The organism is Gordonia sp. (in: high G+C Gram-positive bacteria) (assembly GCF_047602025.1).
In the GTDB taxonomy this organism is placed as follows: domain Bacteria; phylum Actinomycetota; class Actinomycetes; order Mycobacteriales; family Mycobacteriaceae; genus Gordonia.
Genome location: NZ_JASGII010000001.1, coordinates 1082509 through 1107672, shown reverse-complemented (window position 1 = coordinate 1107672; position 25164 = coordinate 1082509). Strand labels below are relative to the sequence as shown.

The following is a 25164-nucleotide window of genomic DNA, read 5'->3' as shown; positions in this document are numbered from 1 at the left end:
ACCCGACCGGTGGGCGACCCGACGTCGACGACGCCGCTGGTCCCCCGGCGCCGGCCCAGCCAGGAGCGCAGTCGGCGCAAGTTCGAGACGATGCTCGCCGTCGCCCGCGAACTGCTCACCGACGTCGGCTTCGAGGCGATGACCTGCGAAGAGATCGCCGCCCGCGCCGAGGTGCCGATCGGCACGCTGTACCAGTTCTTCGCCAACAAGTACGTGATCGTGTGCGAGCTGGACCGCCAGGACACCGTCGCCGTGCAGGCCGAGCTCGCCGAACTCGGCTCGTCCATCCCGTCGCTGGACTGGCCGGAGCTGACCGAGCGCTTCCTCGACCACCTGGCCGCGCTCTGGCAGCACGATCCGTCGCGACGAGCCGTGTGGCTGGCCGTGCAGTCCACCCCGGCCACGCGGGCCACGGCCGTGCTCAACGAACAGGCGCTGGCCGAACAGGTCGAGCACATCCTCGCCCCGCTCATCCCGAACCAGCGCGAACGGCGCAAGACGATGGCGCGTCTGTTGGTCCACACCGCCTATTCGGCGCTGAGCTTCTCGGTCCAGGAGGGCCAGGACCGCGGCGCGACGGTCGTCGAGCTCAAGCGGATGCTCGGCGCCTATCTGCTGCGCGAGCAGGACAAGCTCGCGGACTAATCCTCTTCGAGGATCGCGACCGCGCCGGCGGTGTCGCCGTCGTGCGTGAGCGAGACGTGGACGCGCGCGTCGCCGAGGAACTCCGCGATCGCACCCGACAACCGGATCGCCGGACGACCCCAGTTGTCGGTGACGACCTCGATGTCGCTGTGCACGATCATCGGCAGCGCCGGTCGCCGGGCGAACCGGCTCACCGACCACGCCTTGATGACGGCCTCCTTGGCCGCCCAGCGCGCTGCGAGGTGGCGGTCGACGTCACCCGTGCCGGCCCCGGCGTCGCGGCGCTCACCGGCGGTGAACGCCTCGGCGAACCGGGTGCCCGGGCGCGACATCTGCTCGGCGAACTCGGGGATCGACACCAGGTCGAGCCCCACCCCGAGGACGCCCATCAGAGGCTGCAGCCGGCGCGGTAGGCGCCGTCGGCATCCAGGCGGGCATCGGCGTCGACGAGCAGCGCGGCCTCCCGCGCCGACTCGGTCTCGTGGTCCGCGCCCTCGGTGAAGCGACGGCCCGACGGGCGCTGGTAGGCGGCATCGCCGCCGCACATGGCCGACAGCAGTCGCTGCTGGCCGTCGCGCAGCCGCTCGGCGCACCGGGCCCGGTAGGCCTCCCGCTCACCGGCGGGCAGCGCGGCGATGAACGCCTCGGGGTGCACGACGGCGATCAGGCCGGAAACGTGGCCGAAGCCCAGCGAGGTCAGCAGACCCGCCTTCAGCCCGAACTTGCCGCCCATCTGCAGCGGGCGCGCCGTCGGCCACACGAGGTGCTCGTAGTCGGCGAGCGCGTCGTCGACGCAGTCCAGGCTGCGGTTGGGCGGGATGACGCCCGAGCGCAGCACCTGGCACAGGCCGATCAGCTGGAACGCGGCGGCGCCGCCCTTGGCGTGACCGGTCAGCGACTTCTGCGAGACGACGAACAGCGGGTTGCCGTCGCTGCGGCCGATGGCGGCGGCGAGGTGCTCGTGCAGCTTCGACTCGTTGGGGTCGTTGGCCTTGGTCGACGTGTCGTGCTTGGACACGACGGCCACGTCGTCGGCGGTGCAGCCGAGGGCGCGCAGCGACGTCGCGAGCGGGGACTGCGCCTCGCCGCGGGCCGCGCCAAGCGCGCCGATGCCGGGCGCCGGGATCGACGTGTGCACGCCGTCGCCGAAGCTCTGCGCGAACGCGACGACGCCGAGGACCGGCAGGCCCAGCTGCGCGGCCACGTCGCCGCGGGCGAGCAGCACGGTGCCGCCGCCCTGGGACTCGACGAAGCCGCCGCGCCGACGGTCGTTGGCCCGCGAGAAGTGGCGCTCGTCGATGCCGCGGTCGGCCATCGCCTGCGAATCCGCTGTCGCCGACATGTCGGCGAACCCGACGATGCCCTCGATGCCGAGGTCATCGAAGCCGCCGGCGACGGCGAACAGCGCCTTGCCGAGGCGGATCTTGTCGGCGCCCTCCTCCACCGACACCGCGGCCGTGGCACAGGCGGCAACCGGGTGGATCATCGAGCCGTAGCTGCCGATGTAGGACTGCACGACGTGGGCCGCGACCACGTTCGGCAGGGCTTCCTGCAGCACGTCGTTGGCCTTGGCCTCGCCGAGCACGGTGCCCAGGTAGAGCGAGCGCATGGAGGCCATGCCGCCCATGCCGGTGCCCTGGGTGTTGGCGACGTGCGTCGGGTGGACCCAGCGCATCAGCTCCTCGGGCGTGAACCCGCTGGACAGGAACGCGTCGACGGTCGCGACCAGGTTCCACAGCGCCACGCGGTCGATCGAGCTCGCCATGTCCGGGGTGATGCCCCAGCGCACCGGGTCGAAGCCGGTGGGGATCTGCCCGCCGACGGTGCGACTCAGCTCGAAGCGGCGCGGCACGCGGATCTCGGTGCCCGCCAGGCGGGTCACGGTGAACTCGCCGGTGTCGGGGACCGCGCTGATCCGGGTGTGCTCCGGATCGGCGGCGACGAAGGTGCGCGCGGCCTCCTCCGACGCCACGGTGAAGGTCAGGTCCTCATCGAGGTAGACCGACTCCAGCAGCGGCGAGGAGTTGTCGACCATGTCGCCGTCGTCGGCGTAGCGGCGGATGCCGCAGCGCTCCACCACCGCGTCGTGGTACCGATCGGCGATCTCCTCCTCGGCGACCGCGTCGCCGGTCTCGGCGTCGTACCAGCCCGGCTTCGGGTTCTCCTCCCACGTGATCATCCCGGTGCTCCAGGCGAGCTCGGCGACGCCGGCCGCCGACAGCTCGCCGGAGACCTCCATCTCGAAGCGGGTGCGCGACGAGCCGTACGGCCCGAGCTCCCCCGCGCCGACGATGACCACGAGGTCCTCGGGCTTGGCGTCGATGTCGCCCCACTCGACGGGCGCGTCCTGCGGGGCGCGCGCCGGGTGCGGGAGGGCGGCGAGGGCGGTGGCGTCTGTGTCGACGGCGTCCACTGCTTCCTCGTCGTCGCTGCGCTCCGACTCGGTTTGGGCGGCTGCGGCGAGTGCCGAGAGATCGATCGACGGGTCCAGCCCGGCGGTCAGGTCGGCCTGCAGCGGCGCGTCCTGGGCGGCGGCGCGCTGCTCGGGCGTGCACAGCGACAGCAGCTCGGCCGCCATCTCGTCGGTGCTCCAGGTGCGCACGCCGGCGGCTTCGACGGCCTCGACCATCGGGTCGTTGTGGCCCATCAGCCCGGTGCCGCGCACCCAGCCGATCAGCGCGTGGGCGAGCGTGGTCCGCGCGCCCCACGACGACTCGGCTGACCAGCGGGACACGACGGCGTCGAGCGCCGCCTTCGCCTCGCCGTAGGCCCCGTCGCCGCCGAACATGCCGCGATTGGGCGAGCCCGGCAGCACGACGTGCAGACGGGCGTCGAGGTTGTGGTCGGCGTGCAGGCCGGAGAGCCCGCCGATCATGCGCTCGACCGACCACAGCAGCACCTTCATCTCCGCCTCGGCACGCGCGCCGGCGTCGGTGAGGTCGCCGGCCACGCGCGGCGCGGCGAACGGGAACAGCAGCGTCGGGCGCATGGCGGGCTTGATCAGCTCGGTCATGCCGCCCATCGACTGCGACTGCTCCTCGCCGATCCACTCAACCAGCGCGTCGACGTCGGCGTAGCTGGCCAGGTTCGCCGGCACCGCCCACAGCGTCGCGCCGTGGCGTGCGTTGTCCCGGTAGAGCTTCTTGTAGAAGTCCAGGCGCTCACCGCTCAGCCGCGACGCCGTCGCGATGACGGTGGCGCCGCCGCGCAGCAGCCCGGCCACGACGGCGCCGGCGATGGAACCGTCGGCGGCGCCGGTGACGATCGCGATGTCGTCGGCGAAGACGCCGGGCGTCTCGTCGGCGGCGGCCTTGGCGATCTCGCCGTAAGCCTTGGCGTGGGTGCGACGCTTGTGCGCCTTGGCCTTGCCCTGCCACCACGCGGCGTGCTGGGCGATGGTCTGCCCGGCGCCGCGGAAGCGCTCGGCGACGTCGGCGTCGAGGTCGTCGGTGAGCCACAGCTCGGCCAGATCGGTGCGGGCGCTGGCCCACCTGTCGTCGATCAGCACGGCCCGACGGTCATCGAAGGCGGGTGCGACGGTGCGCGCCCAGTCCTTGCCGAGCTCGGCCGACACCAGCTCGGCGAGCTGGGCGGCATCCTCGTCGACGGCGGGGTCGAACCCTGCCGCCTCGTCGAGACCCAGCTGGCGCAGCACCGTGCGCGCGGCGGTGGCCAGCACCCCGGTGGAGCCGGTGACCTGCTCGGCGAAGTCGCCGAGCGCGGCGGCGTCGACGGTCCCGCCGGCCTCGCCACCGGTGGCGGGCAGTGCGACGGCGACGCCCTGCGCGGCGCCGACGGCCTGCACCGCGGCGTCGATGACGGCGTCGAAGGCGGCCAGGTTGGCGATCGGCCCGTCGGCGAGGTCGCCGAGGGCTCCGCCGCGGACGCTATCGCCCTCCCGGGTGCCCAGGGCGACGGCGACCGACACGTGGGTGGCCCAGCCGGGACCGAGCTGCCACACGTCGGCGATGCGCTCGGCCAGGTACGTCGGGCGCTTGCCCAGCGGACCGGTGATGCGGCGCAGCTGGTCGCCGACGGCGTCGGTCAGGACCGGCCCCAGCGGGCGGTAGCCGCGGGCGAGGGTGTTGACCGACTCGCTCAGCGCGGTCAGCGGCGCTTCGGCGGCGCCGTCGATCGCGCCCAGCGCCAGCTCGGCGCCGATGTCGAGCAGCAGTTGGTTGCGGCGCGAGGAGACGCCGTCGCACAGCGCCTCGATCGTGTCGACGGCACCGATCTGCTCGGGACGGATCTTGGTCCACTGCGCGATGACCGCGCGGACCGCGTCGGCGGGCGCGAAGGACAGGTCGTCCGGTCGCGGGCCCGCCGAGGTGGCGGGGGCCGGGGCTGCGGGCGCGGCGGCTGCGGGCTCCGCCTCCGCCGGGGTCGCCTCGGCCGGCACCTCATCGACTTCCGGTTCGGGCTCGGCGCCCTCGTCGGTGGACAGCAGCACGGCGGTGTCGCGCTCGACGTTGAGCACCTCGGCGTCGGCGGCGGCGAAGCGGTCGAGCTTGAGGGTGTTGCCGGCGATGCCGGACAGCGTCGGCGCCGACTTCACGCCGACCTCGACGAAGCGGCCGACGTTGAGGCCGCCCTGGCTCGTCGGGCCGAACAGCAGGTCCTGCGTCTCGATCCAGCGCACCGGGCTGGCGAACTGCCAGGCCAGCAGCTCGATCAGCACCACGCGCGCCAGCTCGGCGGGCCGGGCGGCCCACGCGTCGAAGTCGGCGAGGACCTCGTCGAGCGGCTCGGACGGGACGAGCTCGGCGATCTCGGTGACGAACTCGCGGCTCAGGTTGAACAGGCGCGGCACGAGGTTCGGGATGTACCGGCCGACCAGGATCTCCGGGTCGACGTGCTCGGGCAGCAGGTCGTCCAGGCGCTCGCGGAAGGCGGGCACGCCCTCGCGCAGCACGGTGGAGTGGAACGGCACGTCGATGCCGGGCACCAGGATGAAGGCGCGCTTGCCGCCGTGGGCGGCGACGCGGCGCTCGATCTCGGCCTCCAGTGCGCGCAGGCCGGCGACGGTGCCGGCGATCGCGTACTGCGAGCCGCGCAGGTTGAGGTTCACGACCTCCAGGAACTCGCCGGCCTGCTCGCCGACCTCGGCGACGAAGGCGTCGACGTCGTCGTCGGCGAGGCCGAACTGGCTCGGCCGGATCGCGGCCATGCGGTAGTCGCTATTGCCCTTGGCGTCGCGCGGCACCAGGTGGTGCATCGCCTCGCCGCGCTGGAACACGACCTCCAGGACGGCCTCCAGCGGCAGCACGCCGGCGCACGCGGCCAGCGCGTTGTACTCGCCGACGGAGTGCCCGGCGGTGATCGCGCCCTCGACGAAGCCGCCGGCCTCGCGCAGCTCGGCCACCTGCGCGACGCCGAGCGTGGCCATCGCGACCTGGGTGAACTGCGTCAGGAACAGCACGCCGTCGGGGTGGTGGTAGGTGGTGCCGTTCGCGACGAGCGTCGTCGGGTTGTCGCGGACGACGGCCAGGATCGAGAAGCCGAGGGCCTCGCGGGTGTGCGCGTCGGCGCGGTCCCAGATCTCGCGCGCCGCCGCCGAGCGGGCGCGGGCGTCCAGGCCCATGCCCTGGCTCTGGATGCCCTGGCCGGGGAAGGCGTACACGGTGAGCGGCGCGGCCAGCAGCGCGGTGGCGGCGGCGACGAGCTCGCCGTCGACCTTCATGGTGACCTCGACGACCTCGCGGCCGGCGTCGAGGCCGACGCGGTCGACGCGGACGTCGACCTGATCGCCCAGGCGGACCATGCCGAGGAAGCGGATGGTCCAGCCCTCGATCGGGCGCGGGGCCCCACCGCGGCGGGTGTCGCGGGCGGTGACGACCTGTTGGGCTGCGGCCGACAGCCACATGCCGTGGACGATCGGGGCGCCCAGGCCGGCGAGCGCGGCGGCGTTGGCGTCGGTGTGGATCGGGTTGTGGTCGCCGGAGACCAGCGCGAAGCCGGTCATGTCGCGCGGCGCGGTGATGGTGGCCGCGCGCTCGAACCTGCGGGTGGCGTCGCGCTCGTCGGACACCGCCGCGCCGGCGCGCACCGGATCGGTGAGCTCGACGTCGCCGAGGCGACCGCGAATCGCGAAGCGCTCGGTCAGCGTGGCGATCACCGTGTCGCCGTGGGCGACCTCGGCGTCGACCTCGAGCACGCGGCCGACGGAGGTGTCGGTGACCCCGCGCAGGGTCGCCGTGACGGCCAGCTCGGCGCGCTCGGCGGGGGTGGGCGCGGCGACGGCGATGGCGTGGTCGAGGTGGACCAGGTCCAGCAGGCCCTCGACGACGGGGGTGCCGTCGTCGGTGCGGGCGGCGCCGATCAGCGCGAACACCGACGGCCAGGTGAGGCCGACGAGGGCGTCGGGCACGACGGCGCCGGGCTCGGGGGCCAGCGCCGACGGCAGGGTCGCCGCGGTGACGCCGCGGTGGTCGGCGGCGAGGTCGGGGTCCCACGCGATCCTCGAGCGGGCGGTGAGCCCGCCGGTCGTCGCGTCCGCGGCGGTGACGGTGAGGCTGCCACCGGCGGCGACCTCGACGATCTCGCTCATCGCGCTGCCGGCGTCGGCCAGGCCGACCAGTGGCGCGCCGCCGTCGACGAGGGAGTCGGTGACGGTCAGCGGGATGGTCGTGGTCGTGGCGCCGATGGGGACCACCAGGTCGAAGCGGGACTTCCCGGCGCGGCGCAGTTCGGCGCCCGACGGGGCGTGCTCGGCGAGGTTCTCGTCGACGATCTCCCAGCGGTCGGGGTGACCGAGGCGCGCCACGGGGCTGGGGACGATGCGTCCGGCCCACTGGGCGTCTGCGGCGGCGAGGATGGCGGCCAGCGGCCCGGCGGTGGCGGCGCGCACGCGGCGGCGCGAATCCACGGCGACGGGGCGCTCGCCGGACGCGACGAGCTCGTCGACGAGGGCGCCCTCGAAGCGGTCGAGCAGCTCGCCCACCGGCTCGTCGACGCGGGTGATGCCGGCGACCGCGACGGGGCCGGGGATCACGCACACCTCGTCGGCGCCGTAGCGCGGGTCGTGGGCCTGCCACAGTGAGTCGCTGCGCCACCAGCGGCGCACATCGCCGTCGACGACGGGCACGAAGTTGACCGGCTTGCCCGGCGACTTGCACTGCTCCAGGAAGAAGGCGACGTCGGCGGGGTGCAGGATGTCGACGGCGGCGGCCGGGTAGACCTCGACGAGGCGGTCAACGCGGGCATGGGCGCCGGCCTGGTCGTCGCCGTCGAAGATGCTGTCGATGGCGCCGCGGTCGGCCTCGTGCAGGCGTGCCTCGGCGCGCCGCAGCATGTCGGTGAAGCGCTGCTCCCAGGTGACGTCGGCCCACGGCAGTTCGGCGCCGCGCTCCCCGACGGCCAGGGCGGCGTAGCGGCGCAGCCACTGCTCGTAGGTCATGGTGGCGACGTCGCCGAAGTAGGGCTTGGCGGTGGCGGCGAGGGCCTCGATGATCTCGTCGCGACGGGCGGCGACGGCGTCGGCGTCACCGGCGACCTCGTCGAGGATGCGGCCGCAGCGCGAGGCGCTGTTGTCGACCTCGTGGATGTCGGCGCCGAGCTGGCTGCGCCCGGAGGCCATGCCGGCGGCGGCGTGACCGGCGCCGATCCACTCGTCGCAGCCGGCTGTATCGACCAGCAGCCGCTTGACCTCCGGGCTGGTGGTGGCCTCGGCGGTCGCCATGGCGGCGGTGCCGACCAGGACGCCGTCGAGCGGCATCAGCGGGAAGTCGTGGGCCAGCGCCCAGCGGCCCGACAGGTACTCCGCGGCGCGCTCGGGGGTGCCGATGCCGCCGCCGACGCAGATGACGACGTTCGCGCGGTCGCGCAGCTCGGCGTAGGTCGCGAGCAGCAGGTCGTCGAGGTCCTCCCAGGAGTGGTGCCCGCCGGCGCGGCCACCCTCGATCTGGACGATCACCGGGTGGTGCGGGACCTCGGCCGCGATGCGGACGACGTCGCGGATCTGCGCCACGGTGCCGGGCTTGAAGGCGACGTAGTGCAGACCGGCCTCGACGAGCTCGTCGACGAGGGCGACGGCGTCCTCGAGCTCTGGGATGCCGGCGGTGACGATGACGCCGTCGATCGGGGCGCCCTGCGCGCGGGCCTTCTGGACGAGGCGCTTGCCGCCGAGCTGCAGCTTCCACAGGTACGGATCGAGGAACAGGGCGTTGAACTGCGCCTGGCGGCCGGGCTCGAGCAGCTCGGTGAGGCGCGCGACGTTGTCGGCGAAGATCTCCTCGGTGACCTGGCCGCCGCCCGCGAGCTCGGCCCAGTGGCCGGCGTTGGCCGCCGCCGCGACGATCGCGGGGTCGACGGTCGTCGGGGTCATGCCGGCGAGCAGCATCGGCGAGCGCCCGGTGAGCCGGGTGAATGCGGTGTCGACGACGCGGCGGCCGTCGGGCAGCTCGGCGAGCTGCGGGGCGAACCGCTCCCACGGGTGGGCGATCTCGGGGACGCCGCCGGGGGCGAACAGGTTGCGCTGGCCGCCGCGCAGCGCGGCGGGGATCAGGCCGACGCCGGTGCCGCGGATGAGCGACGAGCTCAGGCGGGTCACGGTGTCCGACGGGCCTAGGTCGAGGATCCACTTGGATCCGTCGGCGATGACCTCGGCGACGATCGAGGTCCAGTCGACCGGGTCGACCAGCAGGGCGGTCGCCTGGCGGCGCGCCCACGCGGTGTCCAGGCCACAGCGGCGCGCCCAGTCCTCGACGAGGTCGACGGCGTCGGCCATCTCCGGGTGGTGGAAGGCCACCGATACGGCGAGGGCGTCGAAGGTCGGCGCGAACGGTGCGCCGCCGGTGAGCTTGTCCTTGCGCTCGGCGGCCTCGGTCTCGGCGATCTGCTCGCAGCGGGCCTGCAGTGCGGCCAGGTGGCTCGGCGCACCGGCGAGGACGACGCTGCGACGGCCGTTGCGCAGCGCGACGACGGGCAGGCCGCGCTCGCCGGTGGCGTGCTCGGCGCGGTAGTCGGCGACGATCTCGTCGATCCGGGCGGGCACGACGCCCGCGACCGACAGCATCGGCGATCCGGCGGCCCCCGCGCCGAGACCGCGACGGGCGGCGGTGACGGACGCGGCGGCGCCGATCAGGCGGGCCAGTGCGACCATGGCGCCCTCGCCGGGGCGGTCGGCGACGTTCTCCCCCACCGGGACGGCGTCGACGGCGAGGCAGCCCTGCGAGTGGCCGACGACGCTGGTCGGCGGGAAGGCGTCGGTGTCCAGGCCCTGCTTGCGCAGCGAGGCGAGCGCGGCCAGCTGGGCCAGGAGGATGCCGGGGATCGACGCCACGGCGGCCGCCTGGGCGCCGTCGTCGGGCAGTCGGTCGGCCGCGCCATCGTCGGCGAGCGCGTCGGCGGCGTCGAAGAGGTCGACCCAGTGCAGCGGATCGAAGCCGTCGGGTGCGGCCATCGCCAGCTCGGCGGAGACCGGGGCGAGCAGACTGTCGGCGGCGGTCACGACCTGCTCCAGGTGGCGGCCCAGCTCGGCGTCGACGACCAGCTCGGCCAGCGTCGGCAGCCACGGCGTGCCCTGTCCGCCGAAAGCCAGGGCATAGGTGCCGCCGGTGGCGATCCGGTCGATGAGGGAGTCGCCGGCGCCGGGGGCGCCGCGGTGGGTGGACGAGATGCGGCCGGAGTCGATGCTCACAGGTGTGCTCCTTGGTGCTTGCGCGGTACTGCGGGGGTCTGGCTCCCGACCGCGTCGTCGCGGGGGATTCGACAACCATCCTGACACGGCAAAATGAGGCATCCCTCATGTTTTGGGGTGACCCGTCGGTATACCCGCCAGTAGTCCCACGAGTAACTTTTTCGGCCGCGTGACCTGCTTCACAACCGCCCGGCAAACACGCTGCTCAGGTCACTGCCGTCGGTGTGCAACGCTCTCACCTGCGACAACGTCGGTTCGTTATTGAATCGTTATCTTTGTCGGGAGTGGATGTCGCGGGCGGCCGACCCGGGTATGGTCCGGCCATGTCCGACTGCATCTTCTGCGACATCGTCGCCGGCACCGCCCCGTCGCGGCAGGTCTACGCCGACGACGACGTCATCGCCTTCCTCGACATCCGCCCGGTCAAGCCGGGGCACACCCTGGTGATCCCGCGCAACCACTCGCGCGGCCTGCGCGACCTGGCGCCGGCCGACGGCGAGAAGATGTTCGCCGTCGGCCAGAAGGTGGCGATCGCGATGCGCACGGCGCTCGACGTCGACGGCGTCAACCTGGTGGTGAACGACGGCCGGGCGGCGATGCAGACGGTGTTCCACACGCACCTGCACGTGATCCCCCGCCACCGCGGGGACAAGCTGTCGTTCGCGAAGAGTCTGGTGGTCCGCCGGGATCCGCATCCGGATGCGACCGCGGCGAAGCTGCGCCGGGCGCTCGACCAGTCCTAGCCGCCCGGGCGCGGGCCGGTCAGGAGCGGTCGCGCAGCGCTTTGAAGCCGCCGGCGATGCGGGCGAGCTTGGTGTAACCGAGTCGGGACAGGCGCGACTCGATCTCCTCGGTCTGCGCGTTGAGCGCGACGACGGCGACCTCGGCGTCGGGGTTCAGGCGGGGGTTGGCCTTGAGCTTGCCGGTGAGGGCGTCCGGGTCGACGACCACGGCGCCGGGCACGCTGCCCTGGTGGCGGACGATCTGCGGGCGCACGTCCAGAATCACCGTGTCGCCGCGCTGCGCCTGCTCCATCGCCTGCGCCGCCGTGATCTCTCGCATCTCGCCTGTCCTCCCACCTTCTCCGGTCACCGGGTCTCGTCCTGCTCAACGAGGCGCACGCGCGCCGGGTTCCCAATGTTGCCGAGAACACATCTCGATGCGGCTACCGGTGCGGCAAAGATTCGGGCACAACCGCTTACTTGCCGCCGCGACGACCGGCGACCTTCGGGCTCCCCTTGCCCTTGTAACCGCCCTTGTAGCCGCCCTTGCCGCCGCCGGGCGGACCGCTGCGACCGCCGCGCGAGCGGGGCGGGCCGAGGTCGGGGCGGATGTCGATCCGGTTCTTGCCGATCCGGGTCTGCTTGAGCGAGGCCAGCGTCTCCTTGTCGAGGTCGGCCGGCAGCTCGACGAGCGTGAAGTCGTCGCGGATGCTGATGTTGCCGAAGTCGCCGCGGGTCAGGCCGCCCTCGTTGGCGATCGCGCCGACGATCGCACCCGGGGTGACCTTGTGCTTGCGGCCGACGGCGAGCCGGTACGTCGCGAACGATCCGCCGCCGCGCTTGGGGCCGCGCTCGCGCTGCTCCCGCTCGCGGCGTTCCCCCGGCGGCGGGTCCGGCGCCATGAGGAAGCCGCCGTCGCGGGTCTCGAGGGCCAGCGCCGCGGCGATGTCGGCCATCGCGACGTCGTGCTCGCGGGCGTAGGACTCGATCAGGCCCCGGAACATGCCGTGGTGCGGCGAGGAGAGGTTCTCGGTGATCGAGTCGGCGAAGCGCGACACGCGCTGGGCGTTGACGTCGTCGGCCGACGGCAGGTCGATCTCGGTCAGCGGCTGGCGGGTGGCCTTCTCGATGGCGCGCAGCAGGTGGCGCTCGCGGGGCGAGACGAACAGCAGCGCGGTACCCGACCGACCGGCGCGACCGGTGCGCCCGATGCGGTGGACGTACGACTCGGTGTCGTGCGGGATGTCGTAGTTGACGACGTGCGAGATGCGGTCGACGTCGAGGCCGCGGGCGGCGACGTCGGTGGCGACGAGGATGTCGAGCGAGCCGTCCTTGAGCTGGTTGATGGTCCGCTCGCGCTGGGCCTGCACCATGTCGCCGTTGATGGCCATCGCGGAAAGGCCGCGGGCACGCAGCTTCTCGGCCAGCTCCTCGGTCGCCTGCTTGGTGCGGACGAACACGATCATCCCGTCGAACTGCTCGACCTCCAGCACGCGGGTAAGCGCGTCGAGCTTGCGCTGGTGGGACACCTGAAGGAACTTCTGGGTGATGTTCTGCGCCGTCGACGTCTTGCTCTTGACGGTGATCTCGACCGGGTCGTTCAGGTACTTCTGCGCGAGGCGGCCGATGGCCTTGGGCATCGTCGCCGAGAACAGCGCGACCTGCTTGGTGTCCGGGGTGTCGGCGAGGATGCGCTCGACGTCCTCGGCGAAGCCCATGGTGAGCATCTCGTCGGCCTCGTCGAGGACGAGGAACTCGAGCTCGGAGATGTCCAGGGTGCCCTTGTCGAGGTGGTCGATGACGCGGCCGGGGGTGCCGACGATGACCTGGGCGCCGCGGCGCAGGCCCGACAGCTGCACGCCGTAGCTCTGGCCGCCGTAGATCGGCAGGACCTTCAGCTCGGGGATGTGGGTGCTGTAGCGGCCGAAGGCCTCGGCGACCTGCAGGGCCAACTCGCGGGTCGGCGCGAGGACCAGTGCCTGGGGCTTGCGCGCCGACGTGTCGATGCGGGACAGGATCGGGGCCGCGAAGGCCGCGGTCTTGCCGGTGCCGGTCTGCGCGAGGCCGACGACGTCGCGCCCGGACATCAGCGGCGGTATGGTCGCCGCCTGGATGGGCGACGGGGTTTCATAGCCCACGTCGTCGAAGGCCCGGCGAACACGGTCGTCGAGGCCCAGATCGTCGAAGGACTCGGGGGCTGAATCGGTCATTATGAGTCTTGACTCTATCGCCGTTCGGCCGCAAAACCCGCATCCGTCGACGGGCGGCCGGACCAGCCTGTGACCGGCGACACGGACTTGCTACCGTGGATCGACCAATTCAGACATTCGGCGTTCGAACACCGCTTTGGGAGCTACGGCATGAGCAAGAACTTGAAGGAATACTCCACCCCCGCCCACTTCACCATCGACGAGTCGCGGACCTGCGTCGACACGGTGCTCGACTACCGGGCCAAGTTCCCCGCCATGCCGCTGTTCCGTCGCCACGAGAACGGGGCCTGGGTCAACGTCACCGCCGCCCAGTTCGCCGACGAGGTCGACGCCGTCGCGAAGGGCCTGATCGCCTCGGGCGTCAAGCCCGGCGACCGAGTCGCGCTCCTGTCGTCGACCCGCTACGAGTGGACCGTCGTCGACTACGCGATCTGGCGCGCCGGTGCGACCACCGTCGCCATCTTCGACTCGTCGTCGCCGGACCAGGTCGACTGGATCCTGTCCGACTCAGGCACCTCGCTGGTCATCCTCGAGTCCGGCGCCCACCAGAAGACCCACGCCGACGTCATCAAGGGCTGCAAGACCGTCCAGGAGACCCTCGTCATCGACGACGGCGCGCTGGCCGAGCTGACCAAGCGCGGCAAGAAGACCAAGGCCGCCGACCTCGACAAGATCCACAAGGCCGCCAAGGCGTCGGACGCCGCGACCCTCATCTACACCTCGGGCACCACCGGTCGGCCCAAGGGCGTCGTGCTGTCGCACGCCAACTTCATGTCCGAGGCGAAGGCGGTCACCGCCTCCCTCGGCACGATGATGCGCGCCGGCAAGTCGACGCTGCTGTTCCTGCCGCTGGCCCACGTGTTCGCCCGCGTCATCGCCATCACCGCGCTGGAGAACCGCGTCGTGGTCGGCCACACCAGCGACTTGACCAACCTCGTCGAGCTGCTCGGCGCCTTCTCCCCCGACTTCGTGCTGTCGGTGCCGCGCGTGTTCGAGAAGGTCTACAACTCGGCCGAGCAGAAGGCCATCGACGGCGGCAAGGGCAAGATCTTCGCCAAGGCCGCCGCCACCGCCATCGAGTGGAGCGAGGCGCAGGACACCGGCGGCGCCGGGCTGGGACTCAAGCTCAAGCACGGCGTCTTCGACAAGCTGGTCTACGGCAAGCTGCGCGCCGCTCTCGGCGGTCGCTGCGAGGCCGCCGTCTCCGGCGGCGGCCCCCTCGGCGCGCGCCTGGGCCACTTCTTCCGCGGCGCCGGCGTCCCGATCTACGAGGGCTACGGCCTGACCGAGACCACCGCCGCGGTGACCGTCAACAAGCCCGGCGAGCAGAAGGTGGGCAGCGTCGGCCGTCCCATCGAGGGCATGAGCGTCGCGATCGGCGAGGACGGCGAAGTCCTGCTCAAGGGCCCGGTCGTGTTCAACGGTTACTGGAAGAACGCGCAGGCGACCAAGGACGCCATCGTCGACGGCTGGTTCCACACCGGCGACCTCGGCAAACTCGAGGACGGCTACCTCTCGATCACCGGCCGCAAGAAGGAAATCCTCGTCACCGCGGGCGGCAAGAACGTCTCGCCGGCCCAGCTCGAGGACACCATCCGCGCCAACGCCCTGGTCAGCCAGTGCCTCGTCGTGGGCGACGGCAAGCCGTTCATCGGCGCGCTGGTCACCCTCGATCCCGAGGCCGTCCCCGGCTGGCTCGAGCGCAACGGCCTGCCCGCAGACACCCCGATCGCCGACGTGGCCAAGAACCCGGAGATCCGCAAGGAGATCCAGGCCGCCGTCGACACGGCCAACTCGCACGTGTCCAAGGCCGAGGCGATCAAGAAGTTCACCATTCTCGACACCGATTTCACCGTCGAGAACGGCGGCCTGACCCCGACGCTCAAGCTGAAGCGCAACGTCATCACCGAGGCGCACAAGCAAGCAATTGCCGACCTCTACACCTGAGGCATCGGCCGGGCCGACCAACGCCGCCACCGGGCGCGACTGGGCGATCGACGCGACCCGCGGCGTCGCGATCTGGAGCATGATCGCCGCGCACTTCGCGGGGCCCAAGTCGTGGACCGGTCGGCCCACGCACTCGTACCCGTACGTGGACGGCATGGCGGCGTTCGTCTTGCTGTCCGGCCTGGTCCTCGGGCTGGTGTACGGCGGGTGGATCGCCAAGCGCGGCTGGGGCTTCACCTATCGGCGGCTGGGCAAGCGCATGGTCGTGCTGTACCTGTGCCAGGGCGTCATCTGCGTGGCCGCGGTGGCCGCGGGACTGGCCGGCTTCTGGGACCTGATCAAACTGCGGCCGGTCAACGACTGGTGGGAGGGCCTGGGCCTGTCGGCGCTGCTGCGCTACCTGCCCGGCGGCGGGGACATCCTGCTGATGTACCTGGTGTTCATGGGCATCGCCGCGCTCCTGCTGCCGGTGCTGCGGCGCGGCTACGGCTGGGCAGTCCTGGTCGGGTCGGTCGCGCTCTACATCGTGGCGCAGGTCTTGAGCGCGCACGCGTACAGCCCGGACTGGTTCTACATCGCCAGCTCCCCCGGCAAGGAGTGGATCGCCCACCCGAACTGGTCGGACTGGTGGACCATCGCCTTCGGCGAGCACCACAGCAAGGACGGCAAGATCCAGAACTGGGCCGGATGGCAGATCATGTTCTTCCCCGCCCTGGTGCTGGGCTGGTACTGGCGCCGCTATCGGATCGACGAGTGGCTGATCCGACGGCTGCCGTGGCTGTTGGCGGCCGCGACCGTCGGCTGGTTCGCCCTCTACTTCAGCTTCAAGGCCGGACCGTGGCACCACATCGAGCCGAAGGTCGGCGACAAGACCAACTTCCGCTGGGGCCGGGTTTTCTCGTCATGGATCGTCGTGCTGACGCTGTACGCGATCTTCGGCCGCATCGTGCCCCACCTGCACAAGCGGAATTGGCTGCGGCCGTTCATCATGACCGGCGCGCGCAGCCTGGACTCCTTCGTCATCCAGGCGCTGCTGATGATCGTCATCCCGATCTACGTCGTGGACCGGCCGTTCTCGGCACCGGCCGCGACGGCGGTCGTGCTGGGCGTCTTCGGCATCTGCTGGGCGTGGGCCGAGTTCCGCCGGGCGCTGCTGATCGACAAGCTGCACCGCGCGCCGGTGATCATCGTGCGCCGCGTCAGCGCGCTTGGTACAGGATCCCCCGCGCGATAGCCTCGCGGACCACCGGCAGCGCGGGCCGGGCCAGCGCATCGGTGTCGACGCCGTGGTGGGCGGCCAACAGCGCGATCAGGCCGGTGAGCGGCAGCTGTCCGCGACAGCCGGCGACCAGGGCGCGGGACACCTCGTCGACGCCGAGCGTCGCTCCCGGTCCACCCGGGCGGCGCACCGCCGACCCGACGGTCTGCCAACCGTCGTCGCCGAGCAGCGACTGTTCCTCCAGCACCACCGGCATGGTGGCCAGGCACATTGCGAGAATCGCGTCGTCGTCGTGGGCGGCGAGGAAGTCCTGTCGGTCGAGGAAGGCCGCGGCCTCGTCGCCGGTGACCTCCTCCCCGGCGCCGGTGATCTCCTCGATGATCTGGAAGCCCGGCGTGCCGTCGACCGGCTTGCGCAGGGTCAACACGCCCATGCCGACGGCCACGATGCCCTCCCGCTCGAAGTAGTCGAGCCACGCGCGCCCGCGCCGAGCCGAGCTCTCCGCCGACTCGCCGGCGTCGGCGAGCCAGAGGGAGACGTAGCTGACCGGGTCGGCGAGTTCGCGCTGCACGACCCACGCGTCCAGGCCGGTGCCGGCCAGCCACTCGCGCGGGCGCGCGGCCCAGTCCTCGGGGTCGCGGACCGCCCAGTTCGCGAGGATCGTGGCGACGCCGCCGGGGTTGAGGTGATCGGGCAGTTCGCCGATGAGGCGGGCGCACAGGCCGTCGGCGGGGATGCCGGAGTCGCGGTAGATGTAGTCCTGGTCGCCGGTGCCGATGACGAACGGCGGGTTGGAGACGATCAGGTCGAACCGCTCCCCCGCGACCGGCTCGAACAGGCTCCCCGCCCGCAGGTCCCACGACTGCCCGCTGGCCCGCGCGGTGGCCGCGGCCAGTGCCAGTGCCCGCTCGTTGGTGTCGGTGGCGACGATGTGGTCGCAGTGCGCGCCCAGGTGCAGCGCCTGCACGCCGCAGCCGGTGCCCAGGTCGAGGGCGCGGGCGACGGGTCGTCGGATCACCGCGCGCGCCAGGGAGATCGACGCGCCGCCGATACCGAGGACGTGGTCGTGGGCGAGGGCCCCGGCGCGACGGCCCGCGTCCTGATCGGCGAAGACGAGGTATTCGCCGGCGTCGTCAGCATAGGGGCGCACGTCGAGCACGGGGACGACCTCGTCGCCGGAGGTGATGCGGACGATGCCCTGGGCGTCGAGGTCGTCGACGTCGATGCCGGGCAGCGCGGCGGCCAGGTCGGCGACCGGGCGCATCTCGCCGAGCAGGAAGACCGCGATGAGCGTCGACAGCGGGCGGTCGTCGGCGACGGCGGCCACCGCCGGCCAGCTGACCCCGCCGGTGAGCGAGGCCGACACCTCGGTGCCGAGGTGTTCGGCGATTCCGTCGCCGGTGAAGCCCGCCGAGCGCAGCGCTGTGGCGAAGGTCTCGATCAGGGCGAGGTCGCGGCAGGGAAGGTCGGTCACGCAGGCTTCCAGCAGCTCAGCAGCACGCCGCGGATGGCGTCGGCCTCCTGCGGGGTCACCCACAGGCCGTACGCGAGCTTCACGTCCATCTGACGGTTGACGTAGGTGCAGCGGTAGGCGCGGTTCGGCGGCAGGAAGCCCTGGGCGTCGTAGGGGCCCTTGACGTCGTTGATGTCGTGGCCGACGGCCTGCAGGTTCATCGGGTCGTTGGCGAAGTTGTGCCGCTTCGGGTAGTCCCACCACTTGGCGCCGGTGGTCCACGCGTTAGCGAGCGAGACGACGTGGTCGATCTCGACGGCGCCGGAGGTGTCCGGGCCGCGCACGAAGTGGATCGTCTGCCCCGTGTACTGGTCATAGAGGGTTCCGGTGGACACGAAGCAGCCGCCCCAGCGCATCACGACGTCGGTCATGTCGCGGTGGAGGATGTCGTCACGGGTGTTGCAGCCGTTGTGGCCGAGCGGGACGTCGACGTTGTCGTCCCACTGCGGCCCGTAGGCGCCACGGCCGTAGCCTTTGATGGACTGCCGGTACTTCTGCGGCAGTCGGGCGAGCTTGGCCAAGCCGGCGGTGTCGACGTAGGTGCCGCCCTGGCCGATGCTGACCGTCGACGGCATCCCCGACTGGGCGACCGACTGCAGCTGCTCGGTGATGAGGTCCTTCACCCCGCAGCCCGACAGTGTGGCGAGGAGCATCGCGGCGAGCGCCACGGCCAGAATCCGGAACCTGTGAATCACATCCAAATTATGCGTCAAAAAGGTGTCAACTCGGTCTAGCGGTTGGCTCGCCGCGCCGTGGCAGCTACGTTCGAAGGCGTTCATCAGCTTGAAAGACGAGGTAACACCCCTATGCGTTCCACCGCACTGCTGACCGCCGCCCTGACGCCGGCCGCCGCCATCGCCCTGTCGATGGGCGTTGCCGCGCCCGCCCTGGCGGCGCCCGCCGCCGGTGACACCACGATCGCCTCGGGCATGGAGATCCGTCGTCCCACCTCGATCGTCACCGAGTCCAAGTGCACCCTCGGTGCCGTCGGCTCGCCCACCCGCGCCTACACCGCGGGTCACTGCGGCAAGGCCGGCGAGAAGATCTACACCGTCAAGGGCGATGAGATCGGCACGATCACCTCGAACCTCATCCGCCGCAACGCCGACATCGCGGTCATCACGCTCAAGGCGGGTCAGCGGGTCAAGGTCGACAACATCGACTGGAGCTCGAGCGTGAGCAACGGCACCGCCGTCAGCAAGACCGGCGCCACCACCGGCACCACCCGCGGCGCGATCGTCAGCGCGCAGCCGAAGCTGATCAAGGCCATCGAGTGCCCGCTCCCCGGTCCGGCCGCGCTGGCCTGCGCCGTCGCCCCGCCGAGCCTGCTGGTCAACCAGTCCACCTACGTGGTCGAGTCGACCTTCCGCTCGGAGTCGGGCGACTCGGGTGCCGGCGTGCGCCGCGATGGCGGCCCGATCGTCGGCATCGTGTCGTCGAAGGCCATCGGCGCGACCGACTCCAAGGACCGTCCGCTGCAGCGCTCGTACTACACCCCGATGTCGCGGGTGCCGGGTAACCTGCGCTGAGTCAGACCGCCAAGACCGAGGAACGAGAGAGACACCCATGCGCTCAACCGCACTGCTGACGGCCGCCGCCGCGGCCGCCCTGACCATCGGCGCCGCCGCACCCGCGTCGGCCGCCCCCAAGCTGGCCGCCCCCGGCACGCCGGTCTACTCGGGCATGGAGATCCGGATCAACAAGCCGGTCGCCGACCTCGGCGTGGCCGTCCTCGCCACCGCGAGCAAGTGCACCCTCGGTGCCGTCGTCAGCTCGGGCCGCGCACTCACCGCGGGCCACTGCGGCAAGCGCGGCACCAAGATCTACACCAAGTCCGGCGCCCAGATCGGCACCGTGACCGCGAACCTGATCGGCGCCAAGGCCGACATCGGCGTCATCTCGCTGATCCGCGGCCTCGGCACCCGCGTCGACTCCATCGACTGGAGCTCGCGCGTCGCCAAGGGCTCGCCGGTCAGCAAGTCCGGCATCACCACCGGCACCACCCGCGGCACCGTGATCGACCCGCGGCAGAAGCTGCTGCGGGCCGTCGAGTGCCCGTACCCGAACCTCATCCCGGGTTCGTCGTCGATCCTGTGCGCGATCACGCCGCCGCAGCTGCTGGTGAACCAGTCCACCTACGTGGTCGAGACGTCGTTCAAGTCGCAGCCGGGCGACAGCGGCAGCGGCGTCCGCAACGGCAGCGGCCAGGTCGTCGGCATCGTGTCGTCGATCCCCCAGGCCGTCGACGCCAAGGGCAACCCGATCATCCGCTCCTTCTACACGCCGGTCTCCCGCGTCCCGGGCAACCTGCGCTAGCGGCCAGTCGAAGTCGAGAACGCCGGGCCGCTCCGTGAGAGAGCGGCCCGGCGTTTTTTCGTTGCGCTGCCCGGGTCAGCGCAGCGCGACCTTGGGGAAGTCGACCGGGATGCCGAGCGAGTTGTTGATGTAGTTCGTGTAGAGGTTCAGCGCGACCTGGCCAACCGTTTCGACGATCTCCTCGTCGGACCAGCCGAGCCCGCGCAGCGCGTCGACGTCCTCGGGCGCGGTCAGGCCGCGCTCGTCGACGAGTTTGAGGGCGAAGGCCAGGAGCCCGGCGGTCTTCGCGTCGGCGGATTCGCCGACCTGGGCGGAGCTGAGCTGATCGGCGCTCAGTCCCGCGTTCTTGCCCAGCATGGTGTGGGCGGCCAGGCAGTACTCGCACTTGTTGCGGTTGGCGACGGCGACGGCGATCTGCTCGCCCAGGGCCGGACCGAGGACTCCCCCGCCGAAGGCGCCGAAGGAGCCCCACATGCTGGACAGGGCGGCCGGCGAGTTGGCGACGGCGGCGAACATCGCGGGCACGGTGCCGAAGGCGCCGTTGATCTGGTCGAGCTGTTCCTTGACGGAGCCGGTGGCGGCGGCGCGGTCGATGAGCGGAACGTTGGGCATGGCAGTCCTCCTTGGTCGTGGCGGGCTGATCCCGCCGTGATTCCAGGATTGCCGGTGTTGATGGATGAATGAGTACGCAGAGTCTTGATTACTTACCTATTCGTCTGCTTTGCTGGGTTGATGGCCGATCTGGACCGTCTCTCACCGCTGCTGGAGCGCTTCCGGGTCCGCACGCGCCTGTTCCACACCGGCCCGTTGTGCGGGGTGACCGTGCTGCCGGCGGAGCCGGGGCGCGGCTTCCTGCACGTGCTGCGCGAGGGCGAGATGGACGTGACGCACCCCGTGGCCGATCGGAGTCTGCAGCGCATCCACGTCGAGGAGCCGAGCCTGCTGTTCTACCCGCGCCCGCTCGAGCACTCCTTCCACAACGCGCCCACCGAGGATTCCGATTTCGCGTGCGCGACGCTGGACTTCGACGGCGGTCCGACGCATCCGCTGGTGCGCGCCCTGCCGCCGTTGACCGTGCTCCCCCTCGACGAGGTGGCGTCGCTGCGGCCGACGCTGGACCTGCTGTTCGCCGAGGTCGACCGGGTGGCGTGCGGGCAGCGGATCCTCGTCGACCGGCTCTTCGAGGCGGCGCTGATCCAGTTGTTCCGGTGGATCGTCGAGCACCCGGAGCGCCTGCACCTCGACGTCGGCCTGGTCGCGGGGCTGGCCGACGACCAGTTGGCGCCGGCGCTGATGGCCATGCACGCCGAGCCCGGTGATGACTGGTCGCTCGAGTCGATGGCCGCGGCGGCCGCCATGTCCCGCAGTTCGTTCGCCGCGCGCTTCAAGGAGAAGGTCGGGCAGACGCCGGCGGACTACCTCACCGACTGGCGGCTGACCGTCGCGCAGGAGAAGCTGCGCGGCGGCGCCTCGGTGTCGGTGACGTCGGGCGAGCTGGGCTATTCGAACCCGTCGGCCTTCACCCGCGTCTTCACCCAGCGCCTGGGCCGCTCGCCCCGTGCCTGGCTGGCCGAGCAGGCGGTTGGGTAGATCGACCTCAGAGCCCCAACGGGTGACTCGACAGCCAGTCGGCGTGGTCTCGCTTGAGCTCGTCGCGGAGGTGCGCGTCGGGCGCGATGACGTCGGCGCCCCCGTCGTACGGGTGGTACAGCCACGCGGCGTCCGGCGGCGCGATGATCACGCCCTGCGCCTCGTCGTCGGCCACGCGCCGCAACAGCGCGCGCAGCTCTGCGGACTCGAGCCCCGTCCGACGGACACGCAGGTGCGCCCACCACGACTCCGGATCGTCGAGGTCCAACCGCACCGACTGCCAATACGACTGCTGCTCAGCCGACTCCGAGAACGTCGCGGTCACCACCCGCAGGTCCGCCGGGTCGGCCGATGCCGCATCGCACAGTTCGCGCAGGACGACGAGATGTCGGCGCAGCACCTCGGCTCGCTCGGCGTCGGTCTCGGCATAGCGCTTCGACTCGGGCAGGCTGTGGAACCGCACCCAGCTTCCCGCCGCCGCGTCGCGCAGCTCGTAGCCGACCGGGCGCGCGTCGGGCCACCGCGTGTGCCAGGCGTCGTCGAAGGCGGCCGCGTCGGCCGGCATCAGATCATTCATGGTGCGCGAGGGGGGACTTGAACCCCCACGTCCTAGGACACTGGAACCTAAATCCAGCGCGTCTGCCAATTCCGCCACTCGCGCGCAGCGCCGCCCAGACTACACCGAGGGCGCCCGGCTGCCGATCGGTTAAACCGGGTACCGTCGAAGGCATGTCGCAGCCCCGTCCGCCGAAGCGCCAGCGCCCGGCGCTGATCGTGTTGACGCTGGTAGCGGCCGTTGTCTGCCTCGCCCTCGCCTACTGGCAGTGGACCCGCTACGAGTCCGCGTCGGGCACCTTCCAGAACCTCGGCTACGCCCTGCAGTGGCCCGCGTTCGCCGTCGCCGTGATCTACGCCTACCGCCGCTTCGTCGCCCTGGAGAGCGACCCGCAGGAGCAGGCCAAGCTCGCCGCCGGCCGCGAGACCGAGATCCCCGACGACCTGTTGCCAGAGCGGCCGACGCTGCCCAGCGCCGACGCCCTGCGCGACGACCTCGACGCCACCGCCGTCCCCGACGAGGAGATGGCGGCCTACAACGCGTACCTGAAGAAACTGAACAAAGTGGATAGGAATCCGACGTGACCGAACAGTCCCCGACCGTCGCCCCCAACGCCGCCGCCATCCCCGGCGCGCTGACCCGCTATCGCGTGCTCGCGTGGATCACCGGTATCTGGCTGCTGTTCCTCGTCGGCGAGATGGTCGCCAAGTACGGGTTCGACGTCGAGGGCTTCGGCTGGGTCGGCGTCGTCCACGGCTGGGTCTACTTCGTCTACCTGATCTTCTGCGTCAACCTCGCCCAGAAGGCCCGCTGGAGCATCGGCAAGACCGTCGCGACGGCCCTGGCCGGCACCATCCCGTTCCTGTCGTTCTACGTCGAGCACATCCGCACCCGCGAGGTGAAGCAGCAGTTCGGGCTCGCCTAACCCGACTGCCTCCCCAGCGCCCGGTTCGACGCCGAGCGCGCCCACAATCTCGCCGAGCGTGCCTTAGCCGAAAATGTGCTCCCGTCTGCATATTTACCCTTGCGCCTAGAACAGGTGTTCGATACAATCGAAGCATGAACACCACGACCGCCGCGGCAGACGTGCCGCCGGTCGAGTCTGCGTTCCCCACCCCGACCACCCCTCGCATGGCCGAGATGTGGGCCGAATTCGTCGCCAATGATGCGCTGTGGCAGTCACGCGCCCGGGCGGTACCCGCCGCCTTCGCGTTCGGCGAACCAGAGATGACCGTCGACGTCCTCGCCAACTGCGGGGCCGCCGCCGCAATGTTGGCGTGGATCGAGTACCGCGAGATCGGGGCCATGCACGCCGAACTGCTGGCCACCGGAAAGCCCGAAGCCTCCGCCCGCGGGACCAGAATCCTCGACGTCGACGCCCAGGCCGCAGCCCGCATCGGCATGTCCCGGGGCATCACCCAGCGCGCCGCCGAATCCTGGCTCGCCGATGCCATCACCATGCGCGATCGCCTTGTGCAAGTGGGTACCTGCCTGCGCGACGGGACTATCTCGCCCCGCCAGTTCCGACTGATCATCAGCCGCGTCGAACTGATCGACCCCTGGTCGGCGGACATCGATACCGCGATCGCCGACTTGCTGCGCGGACGCACCGGGACGTGGTCCAACAAGCGCCTCGTCGACATGGTCGATCGGATCGTCTTCCGCCACGACCCCGACGCCGTGCGCCGCCGCCACGAGAAGGCGAAGAAATCGCGGTCCGTCTGGATCGCCCCCGGCGCCGACGGCATGGCCACCCTCGGGGCCACCATGACCGCCCACGACGCCCAGATCGCGTTGGGCGGCGTGCACCTGCTCGCCGACACGGCGTGCCCCCACGATCGTCGCACCGCGAGCGAGCGGCGCTGCGACGCCCTGTTCGCGTTGTTGACCGGCACCCCGTTCACCTGCGACCACGCCACCGACACCACCGAGCCGTGTACCGCGACCATTCCCGAGCCCGATGCCCTCGCGGCGTGGGTGGCCGATCGCCAGAACTCCGCGATCGCCAAGGGTCGCGTACTGGTGCACGTCATCGCCGACCGGGCCACCGTCGACGGCCAGGGCGACCAGCCAGCGTTCATGGACGGGCACGGCGTCATCTCCGCCGCCCACCTGCGCGACCTGATCGACCGCGACGACACCCGAGTCCGCCCCCTCGCACCCACCACCAACAGCACCGACGCAGCGGTGGCCTTGCCGACGCACCTGCCGTCCGACCCCTACCGCCCCTCCACGGCGCTCGATGTGTTCGTACGGGCCCGCGACGGGTATTGCACCGCCCCCGGCTGTGACCAGCCGGCATCCCGGTGCGACTTGGACCACGTCGCCGAGTACGACCACGACCATCCCGAACGAGGCGGGCAGACCACCCCCGACGGCTTGGCAGCCAAGTGTCGGCTGCACCACCTGCTCAAGACCTTCGGCGAAGAGTGGGTCGACGACCAATACCGCGGCCCCGACGGGCACCTGGTCTCCGAGGTCAGCACCCCGGAAGGCGTCCGGTGCCCCGGACCCGCCGAGACCAACGTCGAGCTGTTCCCGCGCCTCGACGAGATTCGTTGGCACACACCCGTCCGAAGTGGCGGCGCCGCCGGTGGTCGAGTGCCGGCCGAGCTTGCGAGGTCGGTGTATCGAGACCCGGCGCCGCGCGACCGCACCAAAACCAAGCACGCCCGGCGTCGGGCAGAACGTCAGGCCAACCGGGCCCACCGGCTCGCCCGCGAATGGGAAGCCGCCGAACACGAGTACCACCGGCGCAAGACCAACCCCCGCGCAACCGACGGCGACCCGCCCTTTTGACCCACTCGGT

At 71.5% G+C, this 25164-nt stretch carries 18 protein-coding genes and 1 tRNA gene; 10 read left to right on the top strand and 9 right to left on the bottom strand.

Going from position 1 to position 25164, the window contains the following annotated elements; genetic code table 11:
• Positions 1–9 precede the first annotated feature (9 nt).
• Entirely contained in the window at positions 10–645 is a 636-nt protein-coding gene (locus tag QM728_RS05495) for a TetR family transcriptional regulator (RefSeq protein WP_415031036.1), read from the top strand.
• On the opposite strand, the gene QM728_RS05490 is transcribed toward QM728_RS05495, so the two are convergent.
• Positions 642–1034, bottom strand: coding sequence for a holo-ACP synthase (locus tag QM728_RS05490; RefSeq protein WP_415031035.1), 393 nt, complete (start codon positions 1032–1034; stop codon positions 642–644). The two genes, QM728_RS05495 and QM728_RS05490, sit on opposite strands and share 4 nt — an antisense overlap.
• Complete coding sequence (locus QM728_RS05485) at positions 1034–10282, bottom strand: fatty acid synthase subunit beta domain-containing protein (protein ID WP_415031034.1); 9249 nt, start codon at positions 10280–10282, stop codon at positions 1034–1036. Before QM728_RS05485 ends, QM728_RS05490 begins: the two co-directional genes overlap by 1 nt.
• Positions 10283–10605: 323 nt before the next feature.
• On the opposite strand from QM728_RS05485, the gene QM728_RS05480 reads away from it, so the two are divergent.
• Positions 10606–11025 carry an HIT family protein gene (locus QM728_RS05480; RefSeq protein ID WP_415031033.1) on the top strand — a complete coding sequence of 140 codons (420 nt, stop codon included), beginning with the start codon at positions 10606–10608 and terminating at the stop codon, positions 11023–11025.
• A 19-nt stretch (positions 11026–11044) separates the two neighbouring features.
• On the opposite strand, the gene QM728_RS05475 is transcribed toward QM728_RS05480, so the two are convergent.
• Both QM728_RS05475 and QM728_RS05470 read right to left on the bottom strand, forming a co-directional pair.
• Complete coding sequence (locus QM728_RS05475) at positions 11045–11344, bottom strand: rhodanese-like domain-containing protein (protein ID WP_415031032.1); 300 nt, start codon at positions 11342–11344, stop codon at positions 11045–11047.
• 136 nt (positions 11345–11480) lie between these two features.
• Positions 11481–13214: a DEAD/DEAH box helicase gene (locus QM728_RS05470; protein WP_415031031.1), complete on the bottom strand. Its 1734-nt coding sequence runs from the start codon at positions 13212–13214 to the stop codon at positions 11481–11483.
• Positions 13215–13364: 150 nt separating this feature from the next.
• On the opposite strand from QM728_RS05470, the gene QM728_RS05465 reads away from it, so the two are divergent.
• Together QM728_RS05465 and opgC are read left to right on the top strand one after the other, a co-directional pair.
• Positions 13365–15161: an AMP-dependent synthetase/ligase gene (locus tag QM728_RS05465; RefSeq protein WP_415031030.1), complete on the top strand. Its 1797-nt coding sequence runs from the start codon at positions 13365–13367 to the stop codon at positions 15159–15161.
• Entirely contained in the window at positions 15142–16395 is a 1254-nt protein-coding gene (gene opgC, locus QM728_RS05460) for an OpgC domain-containing protein (protein ID WP_415031029.1), read from the top strand. Before QM728_RS05465 ends, opgC begins: the two co-directional genes overlap by 20 nt.
• On the opposite strand, the gene QM728_RS05455 is transcribed toward opgC, so the two are convergent.
• Together QM728_RS05455 and QM728_RS05450 are read right to left on the bottom strand one after the other, a co-directional pair.
• The gene (locus tag QM728_RS05455; RefSeq protein WP_415031028.1) at positions 16361–17854 is read right to left on the bottom strand and encodes a methyltransferase; all 1494 of its coding nucleotides are present in this window, start codon (positions 17852–17854) and stop codon (positions 16361–16363) included. The genes opgC and QM728_RS05455 overlap by 35 nt on opposite strands.
• Positions 17851–18588 (bottom strand): HNH endonuclease family protein, encoded by a 738-nt coding sequence (locus tag QM728_RS05450; protein ID WP_415031027.1) that lies wholly within the window; start codon positions 18586–18588, stop codon positions 17851–17853. The genes QM728_RS05455 and QM728_RS05450 overlap by 4 nt, the downstream gene beginning before the upstream one ends.
• A gap of 111 nt (positions 18589–18699) precedes the next feature.
• Here QM728_RS05450 and QM728_RS05445 point away from each other — a divergent pair, with 111 nt between their 5' ends.
• Positions 18700–19422 carry a trypsin-like serine protease gene (locus tag QM728_RS05445; RefSeq protein WP_415031026.1) on the top strand — a complete coding sequence of 241 codons (723 nt, stop codon included), beginning with the start codon at positions 18700–18702 and terminating at the stop codon, positions 19420–19422.
• Between the two features lie 37 nt (positions 19423–19459).
• On the top strand, positions 19460–20209 hold the full coding sequence (locus tag QM728_RS05440) for a trypsin-like serine protease (protein ID WP_415031025.1): 750 nt from the start codon (positions 19460–19462) through the stop codon (positions 20207–20209).
• A 75-nt stretch (positions 20210–20284) separates the two neighbouring features.
• On the opposite strand, the gene QM728_RS05435 is transcribed toward QM728_RS05440, so the two are convergent.
• Positions 20285–20821 (bottom strand): carboxymuconolactone decarboxylase family protein, encoded by a 537-nt coding sequence (locus QM728_RS05435; RefSeq protein ID WP_415031024.1) that lies wholly within the window; start codon positions 20819–20821, stop codon positions 20285–20287.
• A gap of 120 nt (positions 20822–20941) precedes the next feature.
• On the opposite strand from QM728_RS05435, the gene QM728_RS05430 reads away from it, so the two are divergent.
• Complete coding sequence (locus tag QM728_RS05430; RefSeq protein WP_415031023.1) at positions 20942–21799, top strand: AraC family transcriptional regulator; 858 nt, start codon at positions 20942–20944, stop codon at positions 21797–21799.
• Between the two features lie 7 nt (positions 21800–21806).
• Here QM728_RS05430 and QM728_RS05425 read toward each other — a convergent pair whose 3' ends face one another.
• Positions 21807–22376, bottom strand: coding sequence for a hypothetical protein (locus QM728_RS05425; protein WP_415031022.1), 570 nt, complete (start codon positions 22374–22376; stop codon positions 21807–21809).
• Positions 22376–22460, bottom strand: a tRNA-Leu gene (locus QM728_RS05420). The genes QM728_RS05425 and QM728_RS05420 overlap by 1 nt, the downstream gene beginning before the upstream one ends.
• Positions 22461–22528: 68 nt before the next feature.
• On the opposite strand from QM728_RS05420, the gene QM728_RS05415 reads away from it, so the two are divergent.
• The 3 genes from QM728_RS05415 to QM728_RS05405 all read left to right on the top strand — a co-directional run bounded on the left by QM728_RS05415 (position 22529) and on the right by QM728_RS05405 (position 25154).
• Positions 22529–22939 carry a transcriptional regulator gene (locus tag QM728_RS05415; RefSeq protein ID WP_415031021.1) on the top strand — a complete coding sequence of 137 codons (411 nt, stop codon included), beginning with the start codon at positions 22529–22531 and terminating at the stop codon, positions 22937–22939.
• Positions 22936–23280 (top strand): DUF3817 domain-containing protein, encoded by a 345-nt coding sequence (locus tag QM728_RS05410; protein ID WP_415031020.1) that lies wholly within the window; start codon positions 22936–22938, stop codon positions 23278–23280. The genes QM728_RS05415 and QM728_RS05410 overlap by 4 nt, the downstream gene beginning before the upstream one ends.
• A 134-nt stretch (positions 23281–23414) precedes the next feature.
• Positions 23415–25154, top strand: a complete 1740-nt coding sequence (locus tag QM728_RS05405; RefSeq protein ID WP_415031019.1) for a DUF222 domain-containing protein — start codon at positions 23415–23417, stop codon at positions 25152–25154.
• Positions 25155–25164 lie beyond the last annotated feature (10 nt).